Annotated in this window: 19 protein-coding genes; 15 read left to right on the top strand and 4 right to left on the bottom strand. The window is 72.3% G+C overall.

All coding sequences use genetic code 11. From position 1 onward, the window contains the following. The 11 genes from folP to DEI82_RS02485 all read left to right on the top strand — a co-directional run bounded on the left by folP (window position 1) and on the right by DEI82_RS02485 (window position 9,161). Window positions 1-975 carry a dihydropteroate synthase gene (gene folP, locus DEI82_RS02530; RefSeq protein ID WP_111035702.1) on the top strand — a complete coding sequence of 325 codons (975 nt, stop codon included), beginning with the start codon at window positions 1-3 and terminating at the stop codon, window positions 973-975. Beyond that, the gene (folB, locus tag DEI82_RS16430) at window positions 972-1,349 is read left to right on the top strand and encodes a dihydroneopterin aldolase (protein WP_111035701.1); all 378 of its coding nucleotides are present in this window, start codon (window positions 972-974) and stop codon (window positions 1,347-1,349) included. The genes folP and folB overlap by 4 nt, the downstream gene beginning before the upstream one ends. Continuing rightward, window positions 1,346-1,885 (top strand): 2-amino-4-hydroxy-6-hydroxymethyldihydropteridine diphosphokinase, encoded by a 540-nt coding sequence (gene folK / locus DEI82_RS16425; protein WP_111035700.1) that lies wholly within the window; start codon window positions 1,346-1,348, stop codon window positions 1,883-1,885. Before folB ends, folK begins: the two co-directional genes overlap by 4 nt. Continuing rightward, window positions 1,882-2,358 (top strand): DUF3180 domain-containing protein, encoded by a 477-nt coding sequence (locus DEI82_RS02515; protein WP_111010315.1) that lies wholly within the window; start codon window positions 1,882-1,884, stop codon window positions 2,356-2,358. Before folK ends, DEI82_RS02515 begins: the two co-directional genes overlap by 4 nt. Before the next feature lie 38 nt (window positions 2,359-2,396). Then, window positions 2,397-2,903 carry a PH domain-containing protein gene (locus tag DEI82_RS02510; protein ID WP_111010314.1) on the top strand — a complete coding sequence of 169 codons (507 nt, stop codon included), beginning with the start codon at window positions 2,397-2,399 and terminating at the stop codon, window positions 2,901-2,903. After that, entirely contained in the window at window positions 2,900-4,630 is a 1,731-nt protein-coding gene (locus DEI82_RS02505; RefSeq protein ID WP_111035699.1) for a PH domain-containing protein, read from the top strand. The genes DEI82_RS02510 and DEI82_RS02505 overlap by 4 nt, the downstream gene beginning before the upstream one ends. Continuing rightward, on the top strand, window positions 4,627-5,325 hold the full coding sequence (locus DEI82_RS02500; RefSeq protein ID WP_111010313.1) for a Rossmann-like and DUF2520 domain-containing protein: 699 nt from the start codon (window positions 4,627-4,629) through the stop codon (window positions 5,323-5,325). Before DEI82_RS02505 ends, DEI82_RS02500 begins: the two co-directional genes overlap by 4 nt. 97 nt (window positions 5,326-5,422) lie before the next feature. Then, a complete protein-coding gene (lysS, locus tag DEI82_RS02495; protein ID WP_111035698.1) occupies window positions 5,423-6,982 on the top strand; it encodes a lysine--tRNA ligase in 1,560 nt (519 codons plus the stop codon). Between the two features lie 209 nt (window positions 6,983-7,191). Further along, window positions 7,192-7,458, top strand: coding sequence for a hypothetical protein (locus DEI82_RS02490; RefSeq protein WP_146242812.1), 267 nt, complete (start codon window positions 7,192-7,194; stop codon window positions 7,456-7,458). Between the two features lie 81 nt (window positions 7,459-7,539). Then, window positions 7,540-7,671, top strand: coding sequence for a hypothetical protein (locus tag DEI82_RS16420; protein WP_258369821.1), 132 nt, complete (start codon window positions 7,540-7,542; stop codon window positions 7,669-7,671). Window positions 7,672-8,114: 443 nt separating this feature from the next. After that, entirely contained in the window at window positions 8,115-9,161 is a 1,047-nt protein-coding gene (locus DEI82_RS02485) for a sigma-70 family RNA polymerase sigma factor (protein WP_111011998.1), read from the top strand. Between the two features lie 195 nt (window positions 9,162-9,356). Here DEI82_RS02485 and DEI82_RS02480 read toward each other — a convergent pair whose 3' ends face one another. After that, on the bottom strand, window positions 9,357-10,304 hold the full coding sequence (locus DEI82_RS02480; protein WP_111011999.1) for an NAD(+)/NADH kinase: 948 nt from the start codon (window positions 10,302-10,304) through the stop codon (window positions 9,357-9,359). A gap of 219 nt (window positions 10,305-10,523) precedes the next feature. Between DEI82_RS02480 and DEI82_RS02475 the strand changes: the two genes are divergently transcribed. After that, on the top strand, window positions 10,524-13,022 hold the full coding sequence (locus tag DEI82_RS02475) for an ATP-dependent Clp protease ATP-binding subunit (RefSeq protein WP_111010393.1): 2,499 nt from the start codon (window positions 10,524-10,526) through the stop codon (window positions 13,020-13,022). A gap of 105 nt (window positions 13,023-13,127) precedes the next feature. Here DEI82_RS02475 and DEI82_RS02470 read toward each other — a convergent pair whose 3' ends face one another. After that, a complete protein-coding gene (locus DEI82_RS02470; protein WP_146242811.1) occupies window positions 13,128-13,490 on the bottom strand; it encodes a hypothetical protein in 363 nt (120 codons plus the stop codon). Window positions 13,491-13,628: 138 nt separating this feature from the next. Here DEI82_RS02470 and DEI82_RS02465 point away from each other — a divergent pair, with 138 nt between their 5' ends. The 3 genes from DEI82_RS02465 to DEI82_RS02450 all read left to right on the top strand — a co-directional run bounded on the left by DEI82_RS02465 (window position 13,629) and on the right by DEI82_RS02450 (window position 15,379). Beyond that, window positions 13,629-14,168: an amino-acid N-acetyltransferase gene (locus DEI82_RS02465; protein ID WP_111035696.1), complete on the top strand. Its 540-nt coding sequence runs from the start codon at window positions 13,629-13,631 to the stop codon at window positions 14,166-14,168. A gap of 63 nt (window positions 14,169-14,231) precedes the next feature. Then, window positions 14,232-14,999: a hypothetical protein gene (locus tag DEI82_RS16110; protein WP_181435076.1), complete on the top strand. Its 768-nt coding sequence runs from the start codon at window positions 14,232-14,234 to the stop codon at window positions 14,997-14,999. After that, window positions 14,999-15,379 carry a dehydrogenase gene (locus DEI82_RS02450; RefSeq protein WP_111010304.1) on the top strand — a complete coding sequence of 127 codons (381 nt, stop codon included), beginning with the start codon at window positions 14,999-15,001 and terminating at the stop codon, window positions 15,377-15,379. The genes DEI82_RS16110 and DEI82_RS02450 overlap by 1 nt, the downstream gene beginning before the upstream one ends. 136 nt (window positions 15,380-15,515) lie before the next feature. Here DEI82_RS02450 and DEI82_RS02445 read toward each other — a convergent pair whose 3' ends face one another. Next, complete coding sequence (locus DEI82_RS02445) at window positions 15,516-16,913, bottom strand: sensor histidine kinase KdpD (RefSeq protein ID WP_111035694.1); 1,398 nt, start codon at window positions 16,911-16,913, stop codon at window positions 15,516-15,518. Continuing rightward, window positions 16,913-17,593, bottom strand: coding sequence for a response regulator transcription factor (locus tag DEI82_RS02440; protein WP_111035693.1), 681 nt, complete (start codon window positions 17,591-17,593; stop codon window positions 16,913-16,915). The genes DEI82_RS02445 and DEI82_RS02440 overlap by 1 nt, the downstream gene beginning before the upstream one ends. Window positions 17,594-17,641 lie beyond the last annotated feature (48 nt).

Genomic DNA, 17,641 nt, shown 5'->3' with positions numbered 1-17,641 from the left:
ATGACCGACCTCCCCAGCCGGCGCGAGCGCCGGATCTCCGAGGCGAGCCGCGCCCGCGCCGCCGCAGCCGAACCGGCGACCGTCGCCATCGACCTCCCTGCCCTGCAGCAGGAGGCGGCGACGCGTCGCCGATCGGCGCGTGCGGCGGGCGCGGCCCCATCGACGCCGGGCCGGGCGCGGATCATGGGCATCCTCAACGTGACGCCCGACTCGTTCAGCGACGGTGGCGAACACCACCGACGCGACGCCGCCGTGACGCACGCGCGCCGGCTCGTGGCCGACGGCGCCGACCTCGTCGACGTCGGCGGCGAGTCCACCCGGCCGGGTGCGCCGCGGGTGCCGGTCGACGAGGAACAGCGTCGCGTGCTGCCGGTCGTGCAGGACCTGGTGGCCGAGGGCATCACGGTGAGCGTCGACACGATGAACGCGGCGACGGCCGAGCGGTCGCTCGAGCTCGGGGCGTCGATCGTCAACGACGTCTCCGGCGGGTTGGCCGACCCCGACATGGCCCGCGTCGTCGCCGCGAGTGGTGCGGGCTTCGTCGTCATGCACTGGCGCGGCCACAGCGACGTGATGCACCGGAACGCCGTGTACGAGGACGCCGTCGAGGACGTCCGCCGCGAGCTCGAACTCCGGGTCGCGGAGCTCATCGTGCTCGGTGTGCACCCGGACCAGGTCGTCGTGGACCCGGGGCTCGGGTTCGCGAAGCACGGTCGGCAGAACTGGGAGATCCTGGCCGGGTACGAGCGCTTCGCGTCGCTCGGGCTCCCGGTGCTCGTCGCGGCGTCACGCAAGCGCTTCCTCGCCGGCGTCGGGAGCGATCCGGACGCCCCACCCCGGGACCGGGACCTGGCGACCGCGGCGATCACGCTGCTCGCCGCCGAGCGTGGGGCCTGGGGCGTCCGGGTCCACGACCCCGCCCCGAACCGCGCGGTGCTCGACGTCTGGGACGCCTGGAGGGCCGCGCGATCGTGAACGACGTCATCCGCCTCACGGGGGTCCGGGCCCGCGGTCACCACGGGGTCTTCGACCACGAGCGCGCCGACGGGCAGGACTTCGTCGTCGACGTCGCCGTCGAGGTCGACGCCCGTGCCGCCGCGGGCTCCGACGACCTCGACCGCACGGTGCACTACGGCGTGCTCGCCGAGCAGGTCGTCGCGGCCGTCGAGTCCGACCCGGTCGACCTCATCGAGACCCTGGCGGAGCGCATCGCCGCCGTCGTCCTGGGGCACCCGGCGGCACTCGCCACCGAGGTCACCGTGCACAAGCCCCAGGCACCGATCACGGTGCCGTTCGCGGACGTGTCGATCACCATCCGCCGGGACCGCTCCGCGCGGGTCGACCCGTGAGGCGCGCCGTCATCGCCCTCGGTGCCAACCTCGGCGACCGGGGGTCGACCCTGCGCGAGGCCGCTGCGGCGATCCTCGCGGTGCCGGGGGTGCGCCCGGTCGCCGCATCGCACGAGGTCGAGTCCGTCGCGATGACCCTCTCCGGGCCCGACGAGACGAAGCCCCGGTACCGCAACGGGGTGGTCGTGGTCGACACCGATCTCGAGCCGCACGCACTCCTCGCCGAGCTGCACGACATCGAGGACGCCCACGGCCGGGTCCGCGTCGAGCGGTGGGGGGACCGGACGCTCGACCTCGACATCGTGGCCGTCGACGACGTCGTGCTCGACGCCGCCGACCTGACGCTCCCGCATCCCCGGGCCGCCGAGCGGGCGTTCGTGCTCGCGCCCTGGCTCGACGCCGACCCCGACGCGGTCCTCCCCGGCGCCGGTCCGGTCGCCGCGCTGCTCGCCGCGGTCGGCGACGACACCGTCCGCGTCGAGGAACCCCGACTGTTCGCGTCCCGTCCGTCCGAGCTCCCGGGAGCACCCCAGTGAGACACACCCGCGCCTCCACCCTGATCAGCGTCGCGATCGTCGCCGGTGTCGCCGGGTTCGCCCTCGACGCCGCTCTGGCGTCCCGGCAGCGGCCCGTCATCGTGCTCTCGTCGGCGCTCGGGCTGACCCTGGGCTTCATCGGCATCGCGCTCGTGCTCATGGCGATCCCGGTCCGTCGGCACGCCCGTGGCACCGCGACCCGCCCCGTCGACGCCTTCTACGCCACGCGGGTGGTGGTCCTCGCCAAGGCCTCGAGCATCTGCGGCGTGCTGTTCGGCGCGTTCACGGGCGGCGGGCTCGCGTTCGTCCTCACGCGGGCCGTCGTCCCCGCGCTAGGCTCCATCCTGCCCAGCGTCGTCGCGGTGTTCGGTGGTCTGGTGCTCATGGTGTGTGCGCTCGTCGCGGAGCACATGTGCACGGTGCCGCCCCGGGACGACGACGACTCCGACCCGGGTGGGACGACCGCGATCTGACCGACCCGGCAGCAGCGACGCCGACGACAGGGGGACCGATGCCGAGGGAACGTCTCGACCTGCCGGGGATCCCCTGGAGCCGGGTGTCGCCGCGCCTGGTCTGGACCGAACTCGTCACCGTCCTCGTCGTCGGGGTGGTCATCACCGCCGGGTGCTTCCTCATCGGCGTGGCGTTCCGGGGGTCCTCACCGACGACCGCGCTCGTGTGGACGCTCATCGGGCTCGCCGCCGCGGTGGTCACCGCCCTCGTCGCTGCCTTCACGCCCCGGCGGATCCGGTCGATCGGGTACGCCCTCCGCGACGACGACCTCGTGGTGCGGCGCGGACTCATGTTCCAGCGGTTCATCGCCGTGCCGTACGGCCGCATGCAGCTCGTCGACATCAGCCGCGGGCCGCTCGGTCGTGCCCTCGGTCTGAGCGACCTCCGGTTCGTGACGGCGGCGGCGAGCACGAACGTCCGGCTGCCCGGGCTCCCCGAGGCCGACGCGGACCGCCTGCGCGACGAACTCGTCGCGATGGCCGAGAGCCGACGGGTCGGGCTGTGACCTCCCGGCCGTCCGGCCCGCCGCTGCCGCCGCTCCCGCAGCCCCACCGGCAGGGCGACGCCGCCGCGGCCGCCGACCTGACCGACGGGACGTGGCACCGCCTGCACCCGCTGACGCCGCTGCTCCGCGGAGGGATCGCGTTGCTCGTGATCCTCGGGTGGGTGGTCAACACCCTCCGCGAGCGGCTGCTGGACCTCGTGATCCCGGGTGGTGCCCGGGGCGGCGAGCAGGGCGACCCGATCGACTACGTCGTCCGCCACGACTACGTGGGCGTCGCGCTCCTCGGGGTGCTCGTGTTCATCCTCGTGCTCATCGGCCTGTTCACGCTGTCCTGGCGCATGCACACCTTCCGCGTGACCGGCGAGGTCGTCGAGGTCCGCTCGGGCGTGCTGTTCCGGAACCACCGCAAGGCCCGCCTCGACCGCATCCAGGCCGTCAACGTCGTCCGCCCGTTCGTGGCCCGGCTCGTCGGCACGGCCCGGCTCGAGATCTCCCAGGCGGGCAACGACGCGAACGTGCAGCTGGCGTACCTCGGCTCGCGGCCGGCCGACGACCTGCGGCAGCGCATCCTGCTGCTGGCGAGCGGTGCCCGCGCCGACGTGCCGGGCGGGTCCCGGGCCGCCCGGCCGCCGGGACGGTTCGTCGACGAGCGGATGACGGAGTTCCTGGCCCCGGAACTCGACCCCGCCGCAGTGCGCGCCACGCGCGTCGTGCGCGTGCACACCGGGCGGCTCATCGGCTCCGTGCTCCTGTCGAACACGACCGTCGTGCTCGCCCTCGCCGCGGTCGGCATCATCGTGAGCGTCGCCGTGACGGGCCAGTACTTCCTGCTCGTGACGTTGTTCCCGGCGATGATCGGCGCCGTCGGGGTCACGGTCCGCCGCTTCACGAAGTCGCTGCAGTACTCGATCGCGGCGACCCCGGACGGGATCCGCATCGGCTACGGCCTCGTGTCGACCTCGAACGAGACCCTGCCGCCCGGGCGCATCCACGCCGTCGCGGTCACGCAGCCGCTGCTGTGGCGTCCGTTCGGCTGGTGGGACGTCCGCGTCAACCGCGCCTCGCACGCCGGCGGCTCCCGTCAGAACCAGCAGACGTCCTCGGTCGTGCTGCCCGTCGGCGACACCGCGGACGTCCGTGCCGTGCTCGAGATCATCCTGCCGGAGCTCGTCGGCACCGCGGTCGCCGGTCCCGCCGCCTCCTTCGCCAGCCTGCAGGAGGGCTCGGCCGCCGCGGTCGACGTCGTGCAGGGCAGCCTGACGGGGTCGGGCGACGCCGGTGGGTTCACGCGGTCACCCGGTCGCGGCGCCTGGCTCCGACCGCTGTCCTGGCGTCGCAACGGCTACCGGAGCGTCCCCGGGGCGGTGCTGCTCCGCCTCGGCGCGGTCTGGCGGTCGCTCGTCGTCGTGCCCCTGCCGCGCGTGCAGAGCATCCGGGTGGCACAGGGCCCCCTCGAGCGCGCGCTCGGGCTCGCCGAGGTCCACGTGCACACCGTGCACGGCCCGGTCGTCGCGCGGATCGGCGCGCTCGCCGTGCCCGACGCGATGCGGCTGTTCTCCGGCACCGAGGCCGAGGCCGTCCGCGCGGCTGCCGCCGACACCTCGCACCGGTGGCGTGACGACCGGGAGGCCCGGGGCGCCGACCCCGCGTCGGTCACCGCGTCCGCAGCGGGGGCGGCGCCCGTGGGGTGGGAGCACGTGCCACGACCGGACGGAGGACCACGATGAGCGAGCGGGCCGGACGACTCGGGGTCGGCGTCGTCGGTGCGGGCCGGGTGGGCCCGGTGCTCGGCGCCGCGCTCGCGAACGCGGGGCACGCGGTCGTCGGCATCACCGCGGTGTCCGACGCAGGACTCGACCGGGCCGAGGCGCTCCTGCCCGGCGCGCCCGTGCTCGGGACCCCGGAACTCGTCGAGCGGAGCGAACTCGTCCTGCTCGCCGTGCCGGACGACCAGCTGCCGGGGCTCGTGCAGGGTCTGGCCGACGCCGGCATCTGGCAGGCGGGACAGCTCGTCGTGCACACGAGCCCGGACCACGGGGTCGGGGTCCTCGCGCCCGCGACCGCCCAGGGCGTCATCCCGCTGGCGATCCACCCCGCGATGGCGTTCACGGGCACGAGCGTCGACCTCGCCCGCCTCCGGGATGCCTACTGCGCGGTGACCTCGCCCGCGCCGGTGTTGCCGATCGCGCAGGCGCTCGTGGTCGAGATGGGTGCCGAGCCGGTCGTCGTCCGTGAGGCCGACCGCGCCGCCTACGCCGACGCGGTCCGGGCCGCGGTGGACTTCTCGAGCGCGATCGTCGACCAGGCCGCCGGGACGCTGGCGGCGATCGGCGTCGACCACCCGGGACGCGTGCTCGGCGCGCTCGTCCGGTCCGCCGTCGAGAACGCGCTCGCGCAGGCGGACGGGCAGCAGGCGCTGTAGCGGTGCGCGGTCCCCGGCAAGCGCCTCCCGGCCGGCTGCGCCGTGGTGGGCCGGTAGCATCGACGCATCCCCCACGACCCCCGGAGCTGCGCGCGCGATGACCGACGAACCCGCTGAGACCACCGACCCCGAGGCCGTCGCCCTCGAGACCGCCCGCGTCGACGCCGAGGCAGCCGCCGCGGCCGAGACGAGCGAGCAGCGTCAGGTGCGCCTCGACAAGCGGGAGCGGTTGCTGGCGGCGGGCATCGAGGCCTACCCGGTCGAGCTCGGGATCACGACGACGATCCCCGCGGTCCGCGCCGAGCACGCCGACCTGCCGAGCGGCGAGGAGACCGACGACGTCGTCGGGCTCGCCGGCCGCGTGGTGCACTCGCGGAACACCGGCAAGCTGTGCTTCGCGACCCTCCAGTCCGGCGACGGCTCCCGCATCCAGGCGATGGTGTCGCTCGCCGAGGTCGGGGACGAGTCGCTCGCGCGCTGGAAGGAGTTCGTCGACCTCGGTGACCACGTGTTCGTGCACGGCCGCGTGATCTCGTCCCGCCGCGGCGAGCTGAGCGTCATGGTCGACGACTGGGCGATCGCGGCGAAGGCGATCCTGCCGCTGCCGAACCTGCACACCGAGCTGAGCGAGGAGACCCGGGTCCGCGCCCGCTACCTCGACCTCATCGTCCGCGAGCAGGCGCGCACCACCGTGCGCGCACGTGCCGGCGTGATGCAGTCCCTCCGCGCGACGTTCGCCGCCCACGACTACCTCGAGGTCGAGACGCCGATGCTGCAGACCCAGCACGGTGGCGCGTCGGCCCGCCCGTTCGTGACGCACTCGAACGCGTTCGACACCGAGCTGTACCTCCGGATCGCGCCCGAGCTGTTCCTCAAGCGCGCGGTCGTCGGCGGCATCGAGCGTGTGTTCGAGATCAACCGGAACTTCCGGAACGAGGGCGCCGACTCCACGCACTCGCCCGAGTTCGCGATGCTCGAGGCGTACCAGGCCTACGGGAACTACGAGCAGATGGCCGACCTGACGCAGGAGCTCGTGCAGAACGCCGCGCTCGCCGTCACCGGCGGGCTCGTCGTGACGCTCGCGGACGGCACCGAGTACGACCTCGGCGGCGAGTGGGACCGCGTCGACATGTACGGCTCGCTCTCCGCCGCGGCCGGTCGCGAGATCACGCCCGACACCCCGCTCGCCGAGCTGCAGGCGCTCGCCGAGACCGAGGGCGTCGAGGTCGCGCACGCCACCCACGGCAAGTACGTCGAGGAGCTCTGGGAGCACTTCGTCATCGACTCGCTCGAGCGCCCGACGTTCGTCATGAACTTCCCGGTGGACACGTCCCCGCTGACGCGGGAGCACCGGTCGCGCCCGGGCGTCGTCGAGAAGTGGGACCTCTACGTCCGCGGGTTCGAGCTCGCCACGGCGTACTCCGAGCTCGTCGACCCGGTCGTGCAACGCGAGCGGTTCGTCGAGCAGGCGAAGCTCGCCGCGGGCGGCGACGTCGAGGCCATGCGCGTCGACGAGGAGTTCCTGCGCGCCCTCGAGCACGGCATGCCGCCGTCGGGCGGGATGGGGATGGGCATCGACCGCCTGCTCATGGCGATCACGGGCCTCGGGATCCGCGAGACGATCCTGTTCCCGCTCGTCAAGGGCGCTGGGGCTTAGGGCAACGCGCCAGCGTTGCGCGACGCCAGCCCCGGGCGAGCCTGCGAGCACGGCAGTCGACGCACTCCTGCGCACACGGACGACAACGCAACGTGCGGGCGCATGCGCACTCGTCGTCGGCGTGCCACACGGCGGACGCGCTCCGCTCGCTGGCCGTGCGCTCAGGTCCCCCGCACGGCACCCCGAGCACCGGGACGTACCATGGTCGCGTGCCTCATGGAGTCGTGACCGGGATCATCTTCTCGCTGACGCCGACCGTCGTCGTCGGCCTGGTGTTCTGGTTCGTCATGCGGGCGATCATCCGGGCCGACCGCACCGAGCGCGCGACCTACGCCAAGCTCGAACGGGAGGAACGCGCCCGTTTCGCCGCGGAGCGTGCCGCCGGTGGACCCGGCGCGGGTACCGCGGGGCCGCGTGACGTGCAGGCGCCGAACCGCCCCGCGGCCGTCCCCGCCTCGCCGCAGTCCGCGGAGTAGTCGCTCCCGGACGTCCGGCGGTCAGCGCCGCGACACGAGCCGTTCACCCCGCCGTCGTCGGGGCTGGTCAGCATCGCCGGCATGACCGATCTGCTGCATGCCGTCGCCCGCTCGTTCGTCGGGGACATCGAGAGCGAGTACGACGAGTTCGACCTCGACGCCGAAGCGGAGGGGGCCCAGCGACGCACGGACTGGCTCGAACCGAGCTGGTGACCGCCGATCGACCCCCGGGTGACGAGCGTGTTACGGGATCGTTGCCGAAAAGGGGTACGGACGTGTCGCGGGGGCCCCATCCGCACGCGTACCCCGGAACGTGTCGGCCGCCGGGTGACAGGGCGGGGTACAGGCCCGGAATCGGTTCGAATGCGGGCGGGGATCCGTGGATTTCCGGGCTCGTCCCCCAGCATCTCCGGGATCGGAGGGCCGGTCGGCGGAGTGGTCCCGTACCCCCACCCGGGGGTCCGCGATGACGAAGCACGGAGATCCCTGGGAAAAGCAGGAAACGATTTGTGGGGTACACCTCCGGGCCGCTTTACTCGTTGCACGCCCCGATGGAGGGGCAGCAGGACCAGCGCCGAACGACACCGTCCGACGTGATCCGGCCCGGCCCAGCCGGTTCGGCCCCCGTCAACCGTCACCGCGAAGGAGAGTCAGCCATGACCATCGCAACCGAAGCTCCGAGCACCACCCGGCGTTCCAAGACCACCACGAAGGTCGAGGCGGGACCGCGCGAGCTCGACAGCGTCGACACCGCGATCGAGGCCGACGAGCGTCTCGCCGGTGTGCGCGGCGCCTCGGTCGACCAGGTCGGCGACTACCTCCGCCACATCGGCCGCCTGCCGCTGCTCTCCGCCGAGGAGGAAGCGGACATCGCCCGCCGCATCGAGGTCGGCCTGTTCGCCGAGGAGAAGCTCGCGAACACGCCCGACGTGCCGAAGCAGCTGCAGCGTGAACTCCGCTGGCTCGTCCGTGACGGCCAGCGCGCCAAGGAGCGGATGATCACCTCGAACCTCCGCCTCGTCGTGAGCATCGCCAAGCGCTACTCGCAGCGCGGTCTGCCGTTCATGGACGTGATCCAGGAGGGCAACCTCGGCCTGGTCCGTGCGGTGGAGAAGTTCGACTTCACGCAGGGCTACAAGTTCTCGACCTACGCGACCTGGTGGATCCGCCAGGCGATCTCGCGCGGTCTCGCCGACAAGGCCCGCACCATCCGCATCCCGGTGCACACCGTGGAGCTCATCAACAAGATCTCGCGCACCGAGCGCGACCTCACCGTCGACCTCGGCCGGGCGCCGAGCCCCGAAGAGGTCGCCGAGGAGCTGAGCATGGACGTCGAGGAACTCCTCGACCTCAAGGGCCGCTCGCACGAGCCCGTGTCGATCCACACGGTGGTCGGTGACTCGGACGACTCCGAGCTCGGGGACTTCATCGAGGACGAGGACGCCGCGAGCCCGAACGAGATGACCGAGAGCACGCTGCTCCACCGGGACATCCGGTCGATCGTCGCCGAGCTGCCCACGGACGAGGCGCGCGTCATCCGCATGCGCTACGGCCTCGACGACGACCACCCGATGACCCTCGACGAGATCTCGAAGGTCGTCCACACCACGCGCCAGGCGGTCAGCCGCGTCGAGTCCCGCGCCAAGCTCCGCCTGTTCGCCAAGGCGGTCAGCCAGGACATGCAGCTCTACCTGACCGACTGAGGTCCAGGACCACGGCCGACCCGGACGGGGTCGGTGCGGGGAGTCGGGTCGTCCTGTGGGAAGGCGATCCGGCGGGGTGATGGGAACGGCCCGCCCGAGTCACACGACTCGGGCGGGCCGTCGTCGTCGGTCCCGACGGTCGCGCGGGCCGCTCCGGTGGTCCTGCACCGGGCCTCCCGGCCTGGAGTCGCGGCCTCAGCCCTCCTCGGGCTCCGGCCGGTCGTGCTGCCGCAGCCGCTGCCGGACCTCGGAGGGGATGAGCTCGATGAGCTGGTCCGGTCGCACCGGGAGGTCGAGCAGGCTCAGCTTGACCCGGCCGGTCCGCCCGTGGCGCTCGGCGTCGAGGCGGATCACCGTGCCGGCGTTCTTGCGCAGCCGGACCTCGAGTTGCGCACCGGTGGCGACCTCGCCGACGACGAGCCCGTCGACCTCGAGCGCGGCGCTGCGCGTGCCCTCGGCGATGTCGAACCGGTAGCGCTCCTTCGCCGCGAGGACCACCGAGCGGTCGATCCCGGCCATCGGGGCGACGGGCGTCACGACCGAGCCGGACAGGGCGGGGGAGAGCACCGGGCCCCCGGCGGCGTAGTTGTAGGCGGTGGAGCCGGCGGGGGTCGAGGCGACGACGGCGTCGGCGCGGTAGTACCCGTACGTGAGGCCCCCGATCGTCAGGTCGGCCGAGACCTGCCCGGCGCCGGGGCGCCGGACGATCGTCAGGTCGTTGAACGCGAGGTAGTTCGTGCGGGCACCCGACCACGTCAGCACGGCCTCGAGCGCGTGGTGCGGCTCGAGCGAGTAGTCACCGGCGGACATCCGTTCGAGCGCCGCGGCGAGCTCCTCGGGTTCGATCTCGACGAGGAACCCGACGTTGCCGTAGTTCACCCCGAGGACCGGCACCGGACGTGCGGCCACGAGGCGCATCGACCCGAGCATCGTGCCGTCGCCCCCGAGGGACACGACGAGGTCGACCCGCTCGCAGAACTCGACGTCGTCGAGCACCTCGATCCCCGGGCCGAGCCGCGCGGCGTCGATCCGGCGCGCGACGAGCTGGCCCCGCCCCGACGCGTGCCAGCGCTGCAGGGTCTCGACCGACGCCCGGACGTCCTTCGAGGGGTGCATCACGATCCCGACGAGTGGTGCCTCCATGGTCCGGAGGGTAGCGGTGACCACCTGACCGCGGCCAGGGTCAGGCGAGGCGAGCACCGCCTCCCGGGCCGTCCGGACGGACCGCGCACGTGGGTCACGCCCACGGCGAACAGGGGCAGCCCCGCGGAGGCGCGCTGGTTAGTCTCGATGTACGTCGCCGGGCCCACCAGGGACCGGCACATCTGTCGGCTCCACCCCCTCGGAGCCAAGGGAGAGCACATGTTCGAGAGATTCACCGACCGAGCCCGTCGTGTTGTCGTCCTCGCCCAGGAAGAGGCGAAGATGCTCAACCACAACTACATCGGCACCGAGCACATCCTCCTCGGTCTCATCCACGAGGGTGAGGGCGTCGCCGCCAAGGCACTCGAGTCGCTCGGGATCTCCCTCGACGCGGTCCGCGAGCAGGTCCAGGACATCATCGGCCAGGGCCAGCAGCAGCCGACGGGGCACATCCCGTTCACCCCGCGCGCCAAGAAGGTGCTCGAGCTGTCCCTGCGCGAGGCGCTGCAGCTCGGCCACAACTACATCGGCACGGAGCACATCCTGCTCGGGCTCATCCGCGAGGGCGAGGGCGTCGCCGCCCAGGTCCTCGTGAAGCTCGGCGCCGACCTCAACCGGGTCCGCCAGCAGGTCATCCAGCTCCTGTCCGGGTACCAGGGCAAGGAGGCCGTCGCCGTGGGCGGCGAGAACCAGCAGGGTGCACAGCAGGGTTCGCAGGTGCTCGACCAGTTCGGTCGCAACCTCACCCAGGCCGCGCGTGACGCCAAGCTCGACCCGGTGATCGGGCGCGAGAAGGAGATGGAGCGGGTCATGCAGATCCTCTCCCGCCGTTCCAAGAACAACCCCGTCCTCATCGGCGAGCCGGGCGTCGGCAAGACCGCCGTCGTCGAGGGCCTCGCCCAGGCGATCGTCAAGGGCGAGGTGCCCGAGACGCTCAAGGACAAGCAGCTCTACTCGCTCGACCTCGGGTCGCTCATCGCCGGGTCCCGCTACCGCGGTGACTTCGAGGAGCGCCTCAAGAAGGTCACGAAGGAGATCCGCACCCGCGGCGACATCATCGTCTTCATCGACGAGATCCACACGCTCGTCGGTGCCGGTGCGGCCGAGGGCGCGATCGACGCCGCCTCGATCCTCAAGCCGCTGCTCGCCCGTGGTGAGCTCCAGACCATCGGAGCCACCACGCTCGACGAGTACCGCAAGCACTTCGAGAAGGACGCCGCGCTCGAGCGCCGGTTCCAGCCGGTCCAGGTGAACGAGCCGTCCCTCCCGCACGCGATCAACATCCTCAAGGGCCTCCGCGACAAGTACGAGGCGTTCCACAAGGTGTCGATCACCGACGGCGCGATCGTCGCCGCGGCGAACCTGGCCGACCGCTACGTGCAGGACCGGTTCCTGCCGGACAAGGCCATCGACCTGATCGACGAGGCCGGTGCACGCCTCCGCCTGTCGATCCTGTCGGCGCCGCCGGAGCTCCGTGACTTCGACGAGAAGATCTCGACGGTCCGCGGGCAGAAGGAAGCCGCCATCGAGGAGCAGGACTTCGAGAAGGCCGCGTCGCTCCGCGACGAGGAGAAGAAGCTGCTCGGCGAGCGGCTCCGCCTCGAGAAGCAGTGGCGTGCGGGTGACGTCGCCGCGTCCGGCACCGTCGACGAGGGCATCATCGCCGAGGTCCTGGCGCAGGCCACGGGCATCCCGGTGTTCAAGCTCACGGAAGAGGAGACCTCGCGCCTCGTCTTCATGGAGAAGGCCCTGCACGAGCGCGTCATCGGTCAGGAGGAAGCGATCTCCGCCCTGTCGAAGACGATCCGCCGGACCCGCGCCGGCCTCAAGGACCCGAACCGGCCCTCCGGCTCGTTCATCTTCGCCGGCCCCACCGGCGTCGGGAAGACCGAGCTGGCCAAGGCGCTCGCCGAGTTCCTGTTCGACGACGAGGGCGCGCTGATCTCCCTCGACATGTCGGAGTTCGGTGAGAAGCACACGGTCTCGCGGCTGTTCGGTGCCCCTCCCGGGTTCGTCGGGTTCGAGGAGGGCGGCCAGCTCACCGAGAAGGTGCGCCGCAAGCCGTTCTCCGTGGTCCTGTTCGACGAGATCGAGAAGGCCCACCCGGACATCTTCAACTCGCTCCTGCAGGTGCTCGAGGAAGGCCGCCTGACCGATGGTCAGGGTCGCGTGGTCGACTTCAAGAACACCGTCATCATCATGACGACGAACCTCGGTTCGCAGGGCATCGCGGGTGGTCCCGTCGGGTTCCAGGTCGAGGGCAACTCGTCCGTCGGCTACGACCGGATGCGCGCCAAGGTGAACGAGGAGCTGAAGAAGCACTTCAAGCCCGAGTTCCTGAACCGCGTCGACGACACGATCGTGTTCCCGCAGCTGTCGCAGGACGAGCTGCTGCAGATCGTCGACCTGTTCGTCAAGCGCCTGTCCGACCGCCTGCTCGACCGCGACATGACCGTCGAGCTGTCGCTCGCCGCCAAGGAGCAGCTCATCAAGGTCGGGTTCGACCCCGCCCTCGGTGCCCGGCCCCTGCGTCGCGCGATGCAGCACGAAGTCGAGGACCAGCTGTCCGAGCACATCCTGCAGGGTGAGCTCACGGCGGGCGACCACGTCAAGGTCGACTTCGCCGACGGTGCCTTCCAGTTCGAGACCGGGCGTCAGCCGGGCCGCGAGGAAGTGCTCGCCGGGGCTGCCGAGCCGGCCGGGGAGCTCGAGGCGTAAGGGCCTCCTCCCCACACACGACGCGATCCCCTCCGCACCACTGGAAACGGTGGTGGGGAGGGGATCGCGTCGTTTCGGGGCTCGTCCCGCAGGGGACGCTCCGGGCTAGGGGTGGGTGACCTCGCCGTCACGAGCGTCGCCGGCCGTGTAGCCGCCGCCGTCCGTCACGTTGCCGCCGCCCTCGGTGTCGTCGAACGTGAGGCGCCCGTCGCCGGTGCTGCTCTCGCTGCCCTGCAGGTCCTCGTTCTCCTCGCTGTCGCCCGAGAGGCCGTCCGCCAGGCCGTTCGTCTGGTCGAAGATGTGCCCCACCGAGTCGTCGCCCAGGGCACCGATGTTCGTGTGCCCGCCCGAGTCGTGCGTGTGGTCGTGGTCGATTGCTGCGGCGTCGCCCGAGGGCTCCGCTGCGTGGCGCCCCTCGCTGCCGAGGGGGACCGCCGGGTGCTGTGCTGCGTCGTTGGAGTCAGTCATGGCGCGCACGCTACGCCGGGTGCCTGGTGCGCCGTCAGGTCGGATCCAGCTTCCGCCCACCGGCCGGGAGGGACGGTGCGGACCGGTCCCGCGCCTCCCGGCCGTCGTGTGCGCGGCACCCCGGCTAGGGTGGAGCGGATGGACGACCAGGAGCCGGCGGCACTCGCGCGCGACGAGCACGGGATCCTCGTCCGTCCGGCGCTCGCCTCGGACGTGCCACACATCCAGCGGCTCATCGAGCCCTACGTGTCGCGGCGGATCCTGCTCGGCAAGGACAACGTCACCCTGTACGGCTCGATCCAGCAGTTCCGGATCGCCGAGGGGCCCGACGGGGTGCCGATCGGGTGCGGTGCGCTCGCGGTGTTCTGGGACGACATCGCCGAGGTGCGCACGCTCGCGCTCGACCCCGCCTGGCTCCACAAGCGCGTCGGGCACCGGCTCCTCGACGGGCTCGAACACGACGCCCGCCAGCTCGGCATCGGCCGGATCTTCTGCCTGACGTTCGAGGTCGAGTTCTTCACGAAGCACGGCTACCTGGAGATCGGGGAGTCCGTCGTGTCACCCGAGGTCTACGCGGAGCTCGTGCGGTCGTCGGACGAGGGCGTCGCGGAGTTCCTCGACCTCGCCCGGGTCAAGCCGAACACGCTCGGCAACACCCGGATGCTCAAGATCCTCTGAGCCGCTCGCGCCGGTCCGGCGTCGCTCCGCGGGAACCCCGCCGAGCGGACCTACCCTGTCCGCATGTCGTCGTTCCGCAACCCCGTCGGCGGTCAGCCCGCCGCTGTGTACTGGCGGCGGCGCGCCATCGTCGGCGGTGCGCTGCTCCTCGTCATCGTGGTCGTGCTCCTCATCGTCTTCGGCCACGGCGGCGGATCGGAGGCCGCTCCCGCTCCCTCGGCCAGCGCCTCCCGGACCGCGTCCGCGCACCGGTCGTCGAGCGCGGCCGAGCGTGCCGCTGCGCGCGCCGCCGCTGCCGACGCCGCGGCGAACGCATCGGCACGAGCGAGCGCCGCAGCCACCGCGGCCGCGGCCGCGATCGCCACCCCCGAGCCCGGGGCCACCGCCGGCGCGACGTCCGCACCCGCAGCCGGGTCGACCAAGAACGGCGCCACCTGCCGCAAGTCGCAGATCACGCTCAAGGCCCTGACCGACAAGACGCAGTACGGCCCCACGGAGGAACCGAAGATCTCGATGTCCATCACGAACACCGCGTCGACGAGCTGCCACATGGACCTCGGCTCGAGCCAGCAGGTCCTCACGATCACGAGCGGCACCGAGACGTACTGGTCGAGCAAGGACTGCCAGACCGGCGGCACCGACCAGGACATCACCATCAAGGGCGGCCAGACCCTGACGACGCCCGCGATCACGTGGGACCGCACCCGGTCCTCCACGTCGACCTGCGACTCGAGCCGGCCGTCGGTGACCGCGGGTGGCGCGAGCTACCACCTCAGCGTCGCCGTGGGGAACATCACGAGCGCCACCTCGACCCAGTTCGTGCTCCAGTGATGGCCGAGCAACGGTTCCGGAGCGAGCCGCTCGAGGCAGCGCTCGCCGCGCAGGACGTCGCCGCGGTCGCGTTCGCCCTGCGGCACGACATCGTCATCGTGCCGAAGCTCGTCACCGGGCGTCCGAAGGACCAGCAGGTCCGGGTGTTCGGCCGTGAGGGCACCGACAAGCGCATCCTGCTACTGTTCTCGTCCGTCGACGCCTACACCGCGATGGTGCCGGACGAGAAGGTCCGGCAGGTCATGGTGTACGACGCCGCCCGGCTCGAGGAGTTCATCGCCGCGCACCTGGACGTGCTCGAGCAGGTGTTCTTCGACATCGCGGGGCCGAACACGATGCAGGCCGAGCCCGCCGACCTGTTGGCGGCGCTGCGCGCGTAGGCCGGGAGGGCCGGGGCCGGGTCGCGTGGTTCGCACCGGTTCCACGCGGCCGCAGATCGGTGACGTGCGTCCGCACCGGTTCCACGCGGCCGCAGGTCGGTCGCGTGAACACGCACCGGTTCAGCACGGCCGCAGGTCAGTTGCTTGAGTCCGCGCGCTTGCCGCCGCTCGCCGGGAGGGTGAGCGTGAACGCGGCACCGCCTCCCGGTGCGTGCCCGGCGCGGAGCGACCCGCCGAGCCGCCCGACCAGCCGATGGGCGATCGACAGACCGAGGCCGGTGCCGACCGCGCGCTGCCGGCGGTACCGATCGGCGAGGAGCCCCCGCTGGAACGCCTCCGACAGGTCGGCGTCCGAGAGGCCAGGTCCGCCGTCCTCGACGGTGATCGTGGTCGACGGCCGCGCCGGATCGTCGCCGGGCGCGATCCGCACGGTCACCGCCGAACCGGCGGGGGCTGCACGGAGGGCGTTCTCGAGGAGCCCGTCGAGCAGCTGCCGCACCCGCATCGGATCCGAGACGCACGTCGGCAACGAGTGGTGGGCCTCCAGGGCGAGTCGCACGCCGAGGCCGTCCGCGCGCGCGTCCCACGCGGTCAGCGCCTGCGTCGCGATCGCCGCGACGTCGACCGGTTCCGGTCGGAGGGGGAAGTCGTCGGCCTCCAGCCGCGCGAGCTCGAGCAGATCGCGGGTGAAGGCGTCGAGCCGGGCGGTCTCGGTCACCAGGGTCCGCCCGACGGCCGCGACCCCCTGTTCCGGGACGAGTCCGTCCGCCAGCGCGTCCGCGTACCCGCGGATCGCGGTGAGCGGTGTGCGGATCTCGTGGGACACGGACAACAGGAACTCGTGCTGGCGCCCCTCCGAGGTGGCGAGGGCGGCGTCGAGGGTGGCGAGGGCGTCGTCGATGTCCGCGACCTCCGTGATGGTCTCGTGTGTCGCCGCACCCGCGGCCATCCCGCGCTCCCCACCGGCGAGTCGTCGCGCGACGGCGGCGGCTCGACGGAGGGGACGGACCACGAGCCGCGCCACGACGATCCCGACGGCGACCGCCACGGCGACCCCGAACAGCGCGGCGACGAGCAGACGGTCGAGCAGACGCCGCGTCGCGGACCGGACAAGTGAGACGTCCTGCGTCGCGATCACGGTGTCCCCGGCCGACAGTCGTTCGCCCTGCAGCAGGAAGACGTGTCCGGACGCGTGCACCCGCTCCGACAGGACGCCGGCGGTCTGCACCCGCCGGATCGCGGCGGCGGGGACGGGCCCGGTCCGCTTCGGTACCGTCGTCCCGTTCGCGTGCACCAGGAGCAGGCGGATGCTCCGGGCGTGGGTGCGGTCGAGGTTGCGCACGAGCGTGCGGCGCTCCCGCGGGGGCGTCGACGCGACGACGAGGGTCGTGGCCCGCAGCTGCTCGCGCGACTGCTGCATCGTGACCTGGCGGACGAGCTGGTACGCGACCCCGACCGTCGCGAACGTCGCCAGGAGCGCGACGGTCACCGTCGTGAGGACGATGCGCGAGGCGAGGCTGGCACGGCGCGCCATCACGCCGGCCCGAACGCGTAGCCGACGCCACGGACGGTGCGCAGCGGGCCGGTGTCGCCGAGCTTCGCCCGGAGCTGTGCGACGTGCACGTCGACGGTGCGGCTCCCGCGGTAGTCGGCGACGCCCCACACCGCCGCGAGGAGCTGCGACCGCGAGAACACCTGGCCCGGGCTCCCCATCAGGTAGGCGAGGAGGTCGAACTCCGTGGCGGTCAGGTCGACCGCGCGATCGGCCAGTCGGACGGTCCGGGAGCGCTGGTCGAGGCGGAGGTCCCCGACGACGAGCAGGTCGGACTGCAGCGACTGCTGGCTCCGGCGGACGAGGCCCTTGACGCGCGCTGCCAGCTCCCGCGCCGAGAACGGCTTCGTGACGTAGTCGTCCGCCCCGAGCTCCAACCCGAGGACGCGGTCCACCTCGGCGTCCCGAGCCGTGACGAACACCACGGGCGTCCAGTCGCCGACCGCACGGAGCTGCGCGCACACCTCGATTCCGTCGATGCCCGGGAGTCCGATGTCGATGAGGGCCGCGACCGGATGGAGCGACCGGATGGCCTCGAGGCCCGCGCGGCCGTCGCGAGCGATGTGGACACCGAAGCCGGCATCCGCGAGGTAGATGCGCTCCACGTCGGCGATCGTCGGCTCGTCCTCCACGACGACGACCAGGCCGCGGCTGTCGCTCATGACACCATCCAACCCGCTCCCTCCGTCGATCGAGGACGCCTTACACAA

This window comes from Curtobacterium sp. MCBD17_019 (assembly GCF_003234555.1).
Classification (GTDB): Bacteria; Actinomycetota; Actinomycetes; order Actinomycetales; family Microbacteriaceae; genus Curtobacterium.
This window is presented reverse-complemented; position numbering and strand designations above follow the sequence as displayed.

What these genes read in the sequence shown, in the direction of transcription:
- folP (WP_111035702.1), top strand. Translation starts at nt 1, where the DNA reads ATGACCGACCTCCCCAGCCGGCGCGAGCGCCGGATCTCCGAGGCGAGC.
- DEI82_RS02510 (WP_111010314.1), top strand. Translation starts at nt 2,397, where the DNA reads ATGCCGAGGGAACGTCTCGACCTGCCGGGGATCCCCTGGAGCCGGGTG.
- DEI82_RS02500 (WP_111010313.1), top strand. Translation starts at nt 4,627, where the DNA reads ATGAGCGAGCGGGCCGGACGACTCGGGGTCGGCGTCGTCGGTGCGGGC.
- lysS (WP_111035698.1), top strand. Translation starts at nt 5,423, where the DNA reads ATGACCGACGAACCCGCTGAGACCACCGACCCCGAGGCCGTCGCCCTC.
- DEI82_RS16420 (WP_258369821.1), top strand. Translation starts at nt 7,540, where the DNA reads ATGACCGATCTGCTGCATGCCGTCGCCCGCTCGTTCGTCGGGGACATC.
- DEI82_RS02485 (WP_111011998.1), top strand. Translation starts at nt 8,115, where the DNA reads ATGACCATCGCAACCGAAGCTCCGAGCACCACCCGGCGTTCCAAGACC.
- DEI82_RS02480 (WP_111011999.1), bottom strand. Translation starts at nt 10,304, where the DNA reads ATGGAGGCACCACTCGTCGGGATCGTGATGCACCCCTCGAAGGACGTC.
- DEI82_RS02475 (WP_111010393.1), top strand. Translation starts at nt 10,524, where the DNA reads ATGTTCGAGAGATTCACCGACCGAGCCCGTCGTGTTGTCGTCCTCGCC.
- DEI82_RS02470 (WP_146242811.1), bottom strand. Translation starts at nt 13,490, where the DNA reads ATGACTGACTCCAACGACGCAGCACAGCACCCGGCGGTCCCCCTCGGC.
- DEI82_RS02465 (WP_111035696.1), top strand. Translation starts at nt 13,629, where the DNA reads ATGGACGACCAGGAGCCGGCGGCACTCGCGCGCGACGAGCACGGGATC.
- DEI82_RS16110 (WP_181435076.1), top strand. Translation starts at nt 14,232, where the DNA reads ATGTCGTCGTTCCGCAACCCCGTCGGCGGTCAGCCCGCCGCTGTGTAC.
- DEI82_RS02450 (WP_111010304.1), top strand. Translation starts at nt 14,999, where the DNA reads ATGGCCGAGCAACGGTTCCGGAGCGAGCCGCTCGAGGCAGCGCTCGCC.
- DEI82_RS02445 (WP_111035694.1), bottom strand. Translation starts at nt 16,913, where the DNA reads ATGGCGCGCCGTGCCAGCCTCGCCTCGCGCATCGTCCTCACGACGGTG.
- DEI82_RS02440 (WP_111035693.1), bottom strand. Translation starts at nt 17,593, where the DNA reads ATGAGCGACAGCCGCGGCCTGGTCGTCGTCGTGGAGGACGAGCCGACG.